General features: G+C 67.7%; 11 protein-coding genes. 3 read left to right on the top strand and 8 right to left on the bottom strand.

Annotated elements, in window-relative coordinates; all coding sequences use genetic code 11:
• Nucleotides 1–4: 4 nt before the first annotated feature.
• Entirely contained in the window at nucleotides 5–1027 is a 1023-nt protein-coding gene (locus tag ACVFYP_RS00330; protein ID WP_499198127.1) for a class I SAM-dependent methyltransferase, read from the bottom strand.
• A 141-nt stretch (nucleotides 1028–1168) separates the two neighbouring features.
• On the opposite strand from ACVFYP_RS00330, the gene ACVFYP_RS00325 reads away from it, so the two are divergent.
• Nucleotides 1169–1405 carry a hypothetical protein gene (locus ACVFYP_RS00325; protein WP_499198126.1) on the top strand — a complete coding sequence of 79 codons (237 nt, stop codon included), beginning with the start codon at nucleotides 1169–1171 and terminating at the stop codon, nucleotides 1403–1405.
• Here ACVFYP_RS00325 and ACVFYP_RS00320 read toward each other — a convergent pair.
• Nucleotides 1399–2490 carry a glycosyltransferase family 4 protein gene (locus ACVFYP_RS00320; RefSeq protein WP_499198125.1) on the bottom strand — a complete coding sequence of 364 codons (1092 nt, stop codon included), beginning with the start codon at nucleotides 2488–2490 and terminating at the stop codon, nucleotides 1399–1401. The two genes, ACVFYP_RS00325 and ACVFYP_RS00320, sit on opposite strands and share 7 nt — an antisense overlap.
• 102 nt (nucleotides 2491–2592) lie before the next feature.
• Here ACVFYP_RS00320 and ACVFYP_RS00315 point away from each other — a divergent pair, with 102 nt between their 5' ends.
• Entirely contained in the window at nucleotides 2593–3963 is a 1371-nt protein-coding gene (locus tag ACVFYP_RS00315; RefSeq protein WP_499198124.1) for a leucyl aminopeptidase family protein, read from the top strand.
• 193 nt (nucleotides 3964–4156) lie between these two features.
• The gene (locus ACVFYP_RS00310) at nucleotides 4157–4540 is read left to right on the top strand and encodes a MarR family transcriptional regulator (RefSeq protein WP_499198123.1); all 384 of its coding nucleotides are present in this window, start codon (nucleotides 4157–4159) and stop codon (nucleotides 4538–4540) included.
• 30 nt (nucleotides 4541–4570) lie between these two features.
• Here ACVFYP_RS00310 and ACVFYP_RS00305 read toward each other — a convergent pair whose 3' ends face one another.
• The 6 genes from ACVFYP_RS00305 to ACVFYP_RS00280 form a co-directional block, all read right to left on the bottom strand.
• On the bottom strand, nucleotides 4571–5503 hold the full coding sequence (locus ACVFYP_RS00305; protein WP_499198122.1) for a 2-hydroxyacid dehydrogenase: 933 nt from the start codon (nucleotides 5501–5503) through the stop codon (nucleotides 4571–4573).
• A gap of 1 nt (nucleotide 5504) precedes the next feature.
• Nucleotides 5505–5966 (bottom strand): hypothetical protein, encoded by a 462-nt coding sequence (locus ACVFYP_RS00300; RefSeq protein ID WP_499198121.1) that lies wholly within the window; start codon nucleotides 5964–5966, stop codon nucleotides 5505–5507.
• Nucleotides 5963–7576, bottom strand: a complete 1614-nt coding sequence (locus tag ACVFYP_RS00295) for an ABC transporter ATP-binding protein (RefSeq protein WP_499198120.1) — start codon at nucleotides 7574–7576, stop codon at nucleotides 5963–5965. Before ACVFYP_RS00295 ends, ACVFYP_RS00300 begins: the two co-directional genes overlap by 4 nt.
• A complete protein-coding gene (locus tag ACVFYP_RS00290) occupies nucleotides 7573–8610 on the bottom strand; it encodes an ABC transporter permease (protein WP_499198119.1) in 1038 nt (345 codons plus the stop codon). Before ACVFYP_RS00290 ends, ACVFYP_RS00295 begins: the two co-directional genes overlap by 4 nt.
• Before the next feature lie 10 nt (nucleotides 8611–8620).
• Complete coding sequence (locus ACVFYP_RS00285) at nucleotides 8621–9736, bottom strand: microcin C ABC transporter permease YejB (RefSeq protein WP_499198118.1); 1116 nt, start codon at nucleotides 9734–9736, stop codon at nucleotides 8621–8623.
• A 265-nt stretch (nucleotides 9737–10001) separates the two neighbouring features.
• Complete coding sequence (locus ACVFYP_RS00280) at nucleotides 10002–11873, bottom strand: extracellular solute-binding protein (protein ID WP_499198117.1); 1872 nt, start codon at nucleotides 11871–11873, stop codon at nucleotides 10002–10004.
• Between the last annotated feature and the right edge of the window lie 5 nt (nucleotides 11874–11878).

The following is an 11878-nucleotide window of genomic DNA, read 5'->3' as shown; positions in this document are numbered from 1 at the left end:
CGCCTCAGCGCGCCGGTTTGCGGCAGATCATCACATCCTGGAAGGACATGTCGTGCTGGGGCGGCAGCAGCTCCAGCACCTCCAGGTAGCGGCCCCAATTGCGGCGCGCGACATCGGCCTTCCAGAAGGCCTGGCTGACGGCGATGTCGCCATGGTGGAACCAGTCCACATCCATGGTGGCGGTCTGTGTCATCCGGGCGGAATGCGCCCGCTTCACCCAGGCTTCCTCCCGGTTGCGATGGTAGAAGGCCCAGGCATTCTCGGTGTGGATCGTCTGCACCAACAGCCCGCCCGGCTTCAGCACCCGCCGCAATTCCAGCAGCCACATGTCCCACAGATATTTGATGTGGGTGAAGACGCTGAAACCGTAGATCACATCGAGGCTGTTATCCTCGAAGGGCAGATGCGGCTGCACCGTGCCGGTGCTGACCGTGTAGTGCTGCGGGAAATGCAGGCGCAGCCATTCGATGGGCCGCGCCTGAATATCCACGCCGTGCAGCCGCCAGCCCTGCGCCTGACGCTCCGCCTCGAAATGCCGCAGCACGCGACCGGAGGAACAGCCGAAATCGAGCAGCGCCAGATCGCGCGGTGAGCCCAGATGCCGGGAGATGGCGCCGCGCACGATCGCCGCATCCAGCCCGCCCATATGCAGATACAGCGCGTCATCCGCCGGGTAGCCAAAGCGATCGGCGGGGGCGGGCAGCGGCAGCACCTCCCCGTCCAGGGTCACCGGCGGGTCGAAATGCGGGGGCAGGCTGTCCTGGTCGTAGTCCAGCGGCTGGTGGAAGCCGAAGCGCGGCAGCACCGTGTATTCGGCCCGCACCATGGAAAGCGCCTGCTCGACGCGCGCATCACCCTGGGCCGCCAGGTCCTGATGGGCCTGCTGCATGGGCTCCAGCCGCGCCTCTAGGCCGTGCAGGGCCTTTTCCAGCCGCGCGCGATCGTGAAGAGCGGCATTGCGGCTTTCCACCAGTCGACGAAACTGCGGCAGAAGCATGGCGATTCGGTGCAGGGGAGACTGGCTCAAGCGGGCGTTTTCCCCAGATAGCCGGCATCTGGCGATGCGGCATGGTTTCGCGCGATACGCGATGTCTCGCATGTGGATTCGCGCGGATCAAGCGGCGCTCGCTTGCCGCCGGTGCCGGCATGGGCCAGAAACATCCATCAAATGGAAAGGGATACCGCCTCGATGCTACAGGCGTCGCGAGCCGTCTGGTTCGCCGTTCTGACCGTGGGCGGTCTGCTGATGCTGGACGCGCCATTCGGCCGTGCGGTGCTGGTGACGATTGCCCTTCTCGCCCTGCGCCTGACGCCGGTGCCGCCGCCGGTCGTCTTCTCGCTGGGCGCCGTCATCTTCGCACTCGGCCTGCTGCAATGGGCAACCGGGATCCTGCTGCTTCACTGAAGCAGCGATTCCAGGCCGCCGATCAGCGCGGCGGCGGCGCCGTTCCAGTCCGATTCCGCGGCCCCCGCCTGCCGCGCCTCCGCCCGCAAGGCATCAAGCCGCCCGGGCCGCAACAGGCCGGCGAGCGCTTCCGCGAAAGCCTCCGCGGTGACCGCCTCGGCCAGCACGCCACCCCGGCCCGGCCGCACCTGTTCCGTCAGCCCGCCCACCGGCGTCGCCACCACGGGCAGCCCCATCGCCAGCGCCTGCGGCACGATGCCGGACTGGCTTGCCTCCCGATACGGCAGCACCACCACATCCGACTCGGCCAGCAGCTCGGGAATCTCGGCCTCCGCCACCCAGCGCGACTCCAGCCGTACCCCCGGCAGGGTGGCCAGGCCGGAGGCCAGGCGCGCCGCATCCCCCTCCCCCACCACCCGCAGCGTCACCTCGGGATGGGATTGGCGCAGCAGCGCGAAGGCGTCGCGCAGCAGGTCGAGGCCCTTATAGCCCCGGAAACGCCCGAAAAAGAGCAGCCGGGTTGCAACCGCGGCCGGCGCCACCCGCACCGGGGGCGGCGCGGCCAGCAGGGCCGGCAGGCGCATGCGGATCAGTGGCAGGGCCGGCGCGCGCCGGGCCAGGGCGGCCGCGACCTGGTCGGACAGGGCCACGGCGGCACGGGCGGCGCGCAGTTCCCGCCCCAGGCGCCAATCCCAGCCCCAGGCGAAATCCCCCGGATGCGGCGCCGCATCATGCACCACCGGCACGAAGGGGATGCCGGCCTTCGCCAAGGCGGGCGCGACCAATGGCGTCCAGAGATGGGTCATCCCGGAAATAACGACATCTGCCCGGCGCGCACGGGCCAGCATTTGTCGTCGCAACGCCGGAACCCGCAGCAGCCCGGTGGCGAAACCGGGAATATCGCTGTAGGTGTCCACGATGTCGGTCGTGACGTTCAGTTTCCGGAAACTGTCCAGCAATTCACCCTGCGCCGAGACGGACAGGTCTAGCGTCACGCCCGGCCGTGCCGCGAGCGCCTGGGCCAGACCCAGAGTGAATTGGGCGCCGCCGCCGCGACGGCCCCAGTACCAGAGCAGGATCCGCATGGAAGCTGGCCCTACAGCAAGCGGGCGCGCAGGGAAATCGTCCGGCTGGCCTTCCGGCGCCGCGCAGGCCGCCATTCGCCCCACCCGCATCGAGGACCCCGCATGCTGGATTGCCTGACCGAGGCCGCCCCGACCCTGCCGCTGATCGCGGTGACGCCGGAGGGGCTGCCCGCCCTGTTGGCCCGCTTGCCCGCCGCCACCGCCCGCTTCCTGGAAGCCGGCGGCTTCGCGGCGCGCGCGCAGGAAATTCGCCTGCTGCCGGGCCCTGACGGGATCGCTGGGGCGGTTCTGGGCCTCGGTGGGGATGAGGAGGCCGCCGCCAGCCCCTGGGCCTTCGGCGCCCTGCCCTACGCGCTGCCGGAGGGCACGACTTGGCATATCGAGAATGCGCCGGATGCCGCGGCGGCGACGCTGGGCTGGTGCCTCGGCGCCTATCGCTTCGCCCCGCTGAAATCCCGCCCGCCGCGCCGCGCCGCGCAGCTTGTGCCGCCCGATGGGGCGGAGGCAGCACAGCAGCAGGCCGCCGCGATCTGGAACGGGCGTGACCTGGTGAACCAGCCCGCCAATCTGCTCGGCCCCAGTGAATTGGCCGCCGCCGTCGCGCGCCTCGCCGCCGCGCATGGTGCGACCTATGAGGAGGTTTCGGGCGAGGCGCTGGAGGCCGGCTTCCCGGCCGTGGCCGCGGTCGGCCAGGGCAGCCCGCGCGGCCCGCGCATCGCCATCCTGCGCTGGGAAGGCGCGGCCGACGGCCCGCTGGTGGCGCTGTGCGGCAAGGGCGTGTGCTTCGACACCGGCGGGCTGGACCTAAAGCCGGCGGCCGGCATGCTGCGCATGAAAAAGGACATGGGCGGTGCCGCGGCGATGATCGCCACCGCCGAGATGCTGATGCGGGCGAAGGCGCCGATCCGTCTTCTGCTGCTGGTGGGCGCGGTGGAGAACAGCGTCTCCGGCACCGCCTTCCGGCCGATGGATGTCATTCGCACCCGCAAGGGGCTGACGGTGGAGATCGGCAACACCGACGCCGAGGGCCGGTTGGTTCTGGCGGACCTGCTGACCTATGCCTGCGAACAGTCGCCCGACCTGCTGATCAACGCCGCGACGCTGACCGGCGCGGCGCGCGTGGCGCTGGGGCCGGACCTGCCGGCTTTATTCTCCGACGACGCTATTCTGGCAGAAAGTATTCTATCCGCTGGCAAAATGACATTTGATACATGCTGGCAACTTCCGCTCATGAAAAATTACGTTTCTTGGCTAGACAGTAGCGTCGCGGACCTTAACAACGTCAGTACGAAGCCCATGGCAGGCGCCGTGGTCGCAGCTTTGTTTCTGCAACACTTCGTCACAGCGGGCGTCCGATGGGCGCATGTCGATTTGTACGCATGGAATGATCAGACCCGGCCAGGACGGCCGGAGGGCGGCGAAATCCAGGCGGCGCGTGCCATTTGCGGCGCTGTCACACAATTGGTTTCTTGAAAACCATCAACAGGACGGTAACGAATTCGAGATGAAAAGGGAACTTTCTGCCTCGCGGCGCTCTCAGAAGGGCATAACCGGGCAACACCCTTCGGACGGCGAGACCAAGGTAGGGCGCGTCCGAGGCAAGAACGGGGCTGCCGGCAAGGCGTCCTCGTCTGGCCGCAAACGCGCTGAAGAAGGAATGGATGACATGGCCAATCAAGCGACCGCCGACCAGCTCGTCGGCATCCTGCGCGACACCGTCGTCGCCCTGGTGCGACGTGATGGGCCGGACCTCTCGGCACGCCAGCTCGGCGTGTTCCTGACGGTTTATCTGACCGACGGCCCGCATACCGTGCGCGGCCTGGCCGCGGAGCTGAACGTTTCCAAGCCGGCGATCACCCGGGCGCTCGACCGGCTGGGCGAGCTGGATCTGGCGCGCCGCAAGGTCGACCCGATGGACCGCCGCTCCGTGCTGGTGCAGCGCACCCTGAAGGGCGCCGCCTTCCTGCGCGACATGCGCAGCATCATGACGGCGGCCGAGCAGACGGCGCGTGAGACGGAAGTGCCGGAAGAGACCCGCAAGGCGGGTTGAGGATGGCGGCGGGCAAAGCCCCCGCCCTTTTCAGTACCCCGCGCTGAAATCCACCAAATTCAGCAAGGGCTGGCCCGAGCGGGCGCGATGCAGGTTGTCCACCACCTGCGGCGCCGCGCTGGACGGGATGGTGATGCTGGCCGCGTGCGGCGTCATCACCAGTTGCGGATGTGCCCAGTAGGGATGCTCCGGCGGCAGCGGTTCCGGCTGGAACACATCCAGCGCGGCCCCGGCGACATGACCGCTGTTCAGCGCCGCCAGAAGGTCGGCGTCCACCACATGACCGCCGCGTGCGCCATTGATGAAAAATGCGCCAGACGGCAGCGCGCCGAGTAGGCGTGAATCGACGATCCCACGGGTTTCCGGTGTCAGCGGCAGCAGGCAGACCAGCATGCGGCTGCGCGCCGCCATGGTCAGCAGCCCATCCGCCCCGTGGAACGTCTCAACACCCTCCACCTGCTTCGGCCGCCGCGACCAGCCGAGCACCGGAAAGCCAAGGCCATGCAGCAGGCCGGCGGCATGCGTGCCGAGCTCGCCAAGACCCAGGAAGCCAATCGGCGTTTCCGCAGTGACCGGCGCGGGCAGTTCCAGCCAGACGCGGTCCCGCTGCTGCGCGCGATACGCGGCATCCTGCCGATGGAAGCGCAGCACGTTCAGCAGCACCCATTCACCCATCTGGCCGGTCAGCATCCGGTCCACCAGCCGCGCCACCGGAATGCCCGGCGGCGGCCCGGGCGGCCGCAGCAGATGGTCGACGCCGGCACCCATGGAGACGATCAGCTTCAGATTCGGGTAGCGCCGCAGCTCCGCCATGTCGTGCGCGGTCCAGACCACCGCCGCCTCGATGTCCTCGGCCGGTCCCGCATCGGGAAACATGCGGATTTCGAGGCTGGGGTCGACCGCCAGGAGGGCGTCGCGCCACAGCGCCATGGCGGCGGGCTTGGTGGACAGCAGCACAGCCATGTCAGGCGGCATCCCTCAGTGTTTCGCGATAGACCAGCCGCGCGAAGGCCCGCCAGTCATCGCGCCGCGCGGCGGCGAACTTCCGGCCATCCGGCAATTCGGCATAAAGGCTCAGCACGCCCTTGGCCCAGAGCGCGTCGAAATGTGTTTCGGATTGCAACGCCCAGATGCTGGAACGCTCGAATACCCCGTCGCGAATCTTCGGCTGCACCTTGGCGAGCCACCACCAGCACCCCACCGCCAGGATCGCGCCGCCGAGATAATAATGCACCAGCGCGGTACCGGCGAAGGAGGTGACGAGGATGGTCGCCGCCGGCCAGACATTCTCGCCATAGCGGTAGACCGGGCTGCCGGGCGAATTCATCTTGCGGATATGGATGCCCAGCTTCACCTGCTGTGCGTCCAGCAGCGCCTTCAGCCGCTCCAGCGGCGGCCGCACCGCATCCTCCTCGGTCTCGCTCATTCCCGCACCACGCCTTCCCCACCGGCAGTGGCGAGATCGAAGGCCGCCGCCATCAGCGCGCGCGTGTAGGGTTCTTTCGGTGCGCCGACAACCGCCTGCGCCTCCCCTTCCTCCACCACCCGCCCGTCCTTCAGGACGATGATGCGATGCGCCAGCGCGCGGACGACGCGCAGATCGTGGGAGATGAACAGATAGGCCAGGCGATGCCGCGCCTGCAGGTCGCGCAGCAGATCCACCACCTGCGCCTGCACCGAGACATCCAGCGCGCTGGTCGGCTCATCCAGCACCACCAGCCGCGGCTTCAGCACCAAAGCGCGGGCGATGGCGATGCGCTGGCGCTGGCCGCCGCTGAATTCATGCGGGTAGCGGTCGAGCATGGTGCCATCCAGCCCCACCTCCTCCAGCACCGCGGCAACCCGCTTCGCCGATTCCGCGGGGGTCAGGTTTTCATGCACCCGCAGGCCTTCGCCCACGATCTCGCTGACCGTCATGCGCGGCGAGAGGCTGCCATAGGGGTCCTGGAAGACGATCTGCATGCGCCGGCGCAGCGGCCGCAGCGCGGCGCGGGACAGGCCCTGGATGTCGCGCCCCTCGAAGTGGATCGGCCCCTCGCTGGCCTCAAGGCGCAGCAAGGCCAAGCCCAGCGTGGTCTTGCCGCTGCCGGATTCGCCCACCAGCCCGACCGTCTCCCCTTCCCGGATCGCGACGCTGACGCCATCGACCGCCTTCACCTCGCCCACGACCCGCCGCAACACGCCCCGGCGGATCGGAAAATGGACTTTTATCTGGCTGCCACGGAGCAGTTCCTGGGCGTCCGGTGCCACGGGGTCGGGGCGGCCGCGAGGTTCGGTCGCCAGCAGCATCCGCGTGTAGTCGTGCTGGGGATTGCCGAAGACCTCAGCCACGGGGCCGGCCTCCACCGCCTCCCCATGCCGCATCACCACCACACGGTCGGCATGGCGGCGGACGATGGCCAGGTCGTGGGTGATCAGCAGCACGGCCATGGACAGGCGCCGTTTCAGATCGGCCAGCAATTCCAGGATCTGCGCCTGGATGGTCACATCCAGCGCCGTGGTCGGCTCATCCGCGATCAGCAGCGCGGGATCATTCGCCAGCGCCACCGCGATCATCACCCGCTGCCGCTGGCCGCCCGAGAGCTGGTGCGGATAGGCGTTCAGCCGCGCCTCCGCCTGCGGAAAGCCGGCGCGCGTCAGCAGTTCTACCACCCGCGCGCGCAGCGCGTCGCCGGACAGGTTCCGGTGCAGCGTTACCGCTTCCGACACCTGGCGACCCACCGTGTGCAGTGGGTTCAGGGAGGTCATGGGTTCCTGGAACACCATGCCGGCGATGCCGCCGCGCAGCCGGCGCAAATCCTCGCCCTTCGCGGTCAGCACATCCGTGCCATCCAGCGTGATGCGCCCCTGCGGATTATGCCCCGCGCCAGCCAGCAGGCGCAGGCAGGACAGGGCCGTCACCGACTTGCCGCTGCCACTCTCCCCCACCAGCGCCACCGTCTCCCCCCGCGCGACGGTAAAGGAGACGCCATGGACCACCACCTTGGGCCCGAAGGCGACCGAGAGATCCTCGACCTTCAGCAAGGGCTGAGTCATGTCCCGCCCCCCGGCAGCTTGCGCGGATCGAAGGCATCGCGCACCGCCTCCCCCACAAAGATCAACAGCGTCAGCATGCCGCCCAGCACGAAGAACCCCGTGATCGCCAGCCAGGGCGCCTGGAGGTTGTTCTTGCCCTGATTCACCAGTTCCCCCAGCGAGGGCGACCCCGGCGGCAGCCCGAACCCCAGGAAGTCCAGGCTGGCCAGCACCGTGACCGATCCCGACAGGATGAAGGGAAGAAAGGTCAGCGTCGCCACCATGGCATTCGGCAGGATGTGCCGCGTCATCAGCGCCACGTCGCTCACGCCCAACGCCCGCGCCGCCCGCACATAATCCAGATTCCGCCCGCGCAGGAATTCCGCCCGCACCACCCCCGTTAGCGACATCCAGGAGAACAGCAGCAGAAAGATCAGCAGGGTGAAGAAGGTGGGCTCCAGCACGCTCGCCAGGATGATCAGCAGATAGAGCTGCGGCATGCCCGACCAGATCTCGATGAACCTCTGGAAGCCGAGATCGACCCAGCCCCCATAATACCCCTGCACCGCCCCCGCCGCGATGCCGACCAGTGAGCTGACAATGGTCAGCGAAAATCCGAACAGCACCGACAATCGGAAGCCATAGATCACACGCGCCAGCACATCCCGGCTCTGGTCATCCGTGCCCAGCCAGTTCTTCCAGGAAGGCGGCGCCGGCGAAGGCTGGCCAATGTCGCGCACCACTGAATTGTGGCGATGCGGAATCAGCGGCCAGACCGCCCAGCCGCCCCGCTCCGCGAATTCTTTCGCCAGTTCCGGGTCGTGCCAGTCCATGGTGATCGGCAGCCCGTCCGGCAGCACATCACTCTCGGCATAACCCCCGACAATCGCCGGAAACAGCCAGCGATCATCAATCCGCGCCACCAACGGCTTGTCGTTCGCCAGCAGCTCCGCGAACAGCGTCAGCACGAACAGCGCGAGAAAGATCCACATCGACCAGTAGCCGCGCCGGTTCGCCTTGAAGTTCGCAATGCGGCGCAGGGTGATCGGCGTCATACGCGGCCCCTCACCGCCGCGCCTCGAAGTCGATGCGCGGATCGACCACGGTGTACATGACGTCGCCGATGATCTGCAGGATCAGTCCCATCAGGGTGAAGATGTAGAGGGTGCCGAACATGATCGGGTAATCGCGTCGGATCGCCGCCTCGAAGCCCAGCAGGCCGAGCCCATCCAGCGAGAAGACGATCTCCACCAGCAGCGCGCCGGTGAAGAGGATGCCGATGAAGGCCGCGGGAAAGCCGGCGATGATCAGCAGCATCGCGTTGCGGAAGACATGCCCATACAGGATGCGGGTTTCCGAATTGCCCTTGGCCCGGGCGGTGACGACGTACTGCTTGCCGATCTCATCGAGAAAGGCATTCTTGGTCAGCATGGTCAGCCCCGCGAAGCCGCCGATCACCAGCGCCAAGGTTGGCAGGGTCATGTGCCAGGCATAGTCCAGCGCCCGCTGCCACCAGGGCCAGAACTCGCTGCCCGAACTCGCCAGGCCGCGCAGCGGAAACCACTGCAGGAACGACCCGCCGGCGAACAACACCACCAGCAGGATCGCGAACAGAAACCCCGGAATCGCATAACCCACCAGCACCACACCGCTGGTCCAGATGTCGAAGCGCGACCCGTCCCGCACCGCCTTCCGAATCCCCAGCGGAATCGACACCAGATAGATGATCAGCGTCGACCACAGCCCCAGCGAAATCGAAACCGGCATCTTCTCCAGCACCAGATCCACCACCGGCCGATCGCGAAACAGACTCCGCCCGAAATCGAAGGTCAGATAACCCCGCATCATCTCCAGAAACCGGACATGGGCCGGCTTGTCGAAGCCGAAAATGCGCTCGATCTCCGCGACAATCGCCGGATCCAGACCGCGCGCCCCCCGATAGGTGCCCACCGGCCCTTCCCCTGACGACCCGCCGCCAGACCCGGACCCACCCGGCGCCCGAACCTCGCCACCCCCCTCACCCGTCAAACGCCCCAGCGTCTGACCCTCCCCCCGCAACTCCGCCAACATCTGCTCCACCGGCCCACCCGGCGCGAACTGCACAACAGCGAAATTGATGAGAATGATCCCGAGCAGCGTCGGCACCACGAGCAACAAACGACGGAAAATGTAGGCGGCCATGGGGGTGCGGCGCCTATGCGGTCGCAGGGGGGACGCTGTCCCTCCTGCACCCCCCTGCCAGGAGGCAGTGGCCTCCTGGACCTCGGGACCTTGAAGGGGAATGGAGAGGGGCCAGCGGTGCCGCTGAACAAGCGGTCGCGTCGGCCCCTCTCCATTCCCCTTCATGAATCAAAGGGTTCCAAGGGGCCACTGCCCCTTGGCGGGAGGGGTGCGGGGAGGGCAGCGCCCTCCCTGCAAGCCACAAGCGCAACACCCCCATCGCCACCTACAGGCTCCGTCGTGCGTCGGTCAGGGCGCGGTCCTTGGCGGGGTCGACCCACCAGGTGTCGAGGCCGAGGTTGTAGCGGGGGTTACGTTCGGGGCGGCCGAATTTGTCCCAGAAGGCGATGCGGAAGGTGCGGCTGTGCCAGTTGGGGATCATGAAGTTGTTCCACAGCAGCACGCGGTCCAGGGCACGGGTGCGGGCAATGAGTTGCTCGCGGTCGGGCGCGTTGATCACCAGTTCGACGAGTTCGTCGATCACGGGGTCGCTGATGCCGGCGACGTTCCGGCTGCCGTTTTCGCGGGCCTTGGCGGAGGAGAAAAAGTCGCGCTGCTCGTTGCCGGGGGAGAGCGACTGGCCGATGACATCGACGGTCATGTCGTAGTCGAAGGCGTCGGTGCGGGTCTGGTATTGGGCCGGGTCCACGGTGCGCACGCGGACGACCATGCCGATGCGTTCCAGCGCCTGGACATAGGGCAGGGCGATGCGTTCGAAGGTGGCGCCTTGCAGCAGGATCTCGAATTCGAAGGGCTGGCCCTGCGGCCCGACCAGGCGACGGTTCTGCACGCGCCAGCCGGCCTCCTGCAACAGGCGGAGCGCGTTGCGCAGGCCCTCGCGGTTGTTGCCGGAGCCGTCGGTGACGGGAAGCTTGTATTCGGCGGTGAAGACCTCGGGCGGGATGCGGCCGCGGAAGGGCTCAAGCACGGCAAGTTCGGCGCCTGTGGGCAGGCCAGATGAAGCAAGTTCGGAGTTGGAGAAATAGGACTGGGTGCGGGCGTAGCTGCCGAAGAACAGGTTGGCGTTCATCCATTCAAAGTCGAACAGCTCGATCAGCGCGCGGCGCACGCGGGCGTCCTGGAACAGGGGCCGGCGCAGGTTCATGGCGAAAGCCTGCATGCCGGTGGGCAGTTCGTGGCGCAGCTCGTCCTTCTTGGCCAGGCCGCGGCGCATGGCGGGGAAGTCGTAGCCGGTAGCCCAGTCACGGGCGCTGTTTTCCGTGCGGAAGTCGATCTGCCCGGCCTTGAAGGCTTCCAGCGCCACCGTTGTGTCGCGGAAGTATTCGTAGCGCTGCACGTCGAAGTTGTTGGTCCCCTTCTGGCTGGGGATGTCGCGCGCCCACCAATCCGGCACGCGGCGATAGACCAGGCTGCGCCCGGATTCGAAGCGTTCCAGACGATAGGCGCCGGAGCCGAGGGGGATATCCAGCAGCGGCCGGGTGAAGTCGCGCCCTTCCCACCAATGGGCGGGCAGCACGGGCATCTGGCCGAGGATCAGGGCGAGTTCGCGGTTTTCGTTGCTGCGGAAGCGGAAGGTGACGCGGCGTTCGGACTCGGCGACCGCCTCGGTCACGTCGCCCCAGTAGGAGCGGTAGAAGGGCCGGCCATGGGTGCGCAGCACGTTGAAGGTGAAGACCACGTCGGCGGCGGTGACGGGGCGGCCGTCATGCCAGCGGGCGGCGGGGTTCAGCTCGAAGCTGACGGCCAGGCGGTCGGCGGGCAGGTCGATCCATTGAGCGAGATAGGGGTATTCGCTGCTGGCCTCGTCGTTGCTGTTGGCCAGCAGCGTGTCGTAGATCAGGCTGATCCCGACCGCGGGCGTGCCACGCAGGGTGTAGGGGTTGAAGCTGTCGAAGGACCCCAGCGCGGTCAGGGTGATCTCCCCGCCCTTGGGGGCGTCCGGATTCACCCAGGGGAAATGTGTAAAATCCGCGGGCAAAGCGGGCTCGCCCAGCAGCGACAGCGCATGGGTGCGTATGGCCTGGCCGGGCGCGGCGGACCCGCCGGCGGGTGTCGCGGCATGCAGGGCCCCGGGCGCGAGGCCAAGGGCGGCGGAAAGGGCAAAAAGGTCGCGCCGGCGCATGGGATAGGTCTGCATGGCGT

The sequence above is a fragment of the Roseomonas sp. F4 genome, from assembly GCF_053891155.1.
This window is presented reverse-complemented; position numbering and strand designations above follow the sequence as displayed.